We start from the raw sequence: 480 nt of genomic DNA on the forward strand, positions 1-480 counted from the left end.
CGCCAGTTCCGCGCGTTGTCCGGAAAGCGTCAGAAAACTGATTTGGCTATCGCGCAGATCGAAATGATCGAACTGCCGCAGGAAAAGATCGCTTAAACGGCTGGTTTCGATGCCTTCGCCGTCGCTGCTTTGAAGAGGCGTGTTGGTGCGGAAATTGAGTTGCCAGAAGGTCAGGTCGCGAAACTGCCAGCGCATATACAACAGGCTTTGCCAGACGTCCAGCGCCAACGTAACGCGTTTTATCGACAGCTCGCCGCCATCTTTCAGGGCGGCATGAATATTATGCGCTTCCAGCGTAGGGCCAAAATTTTGCCAGCTTGCGGAGAGTTGGCTAGCGGCCACCGGCACGCCGGTCACAGACTCAATTTTATTCAGGATAGCTGGACGCCAGGCGTCAAGATGAGGCAACGCCAGGCGCAACCCGCTAACCAGCAGCGCTGCAATGACGATGAGCGCGGCTCCAGTGAGCAATAAAATCCC

Annotated in this window: 1 protein-coding gene; it reads right to left on the minus strand. The window is 55.8% G+C overall.

All coding sequences use genetic code 11. The features are described from left to right. On the minus strand, nucleotides 1–480 hold a 480-nt coding region (locus tag RH45_RS20405; RefSeq protein WP_008080997.1), incomplete at both ends, for a YhdP family protein.

This window comes from Vibrio sinaloensis DSM 21326 (assembly GCF_000189275.1).
Lineage (GTDB): Bacteria > Pseudomonadota > Gammaproteobacteria > Enterobacterales > Vibrionaceae > Vibrio > Vibrio sinaloensis.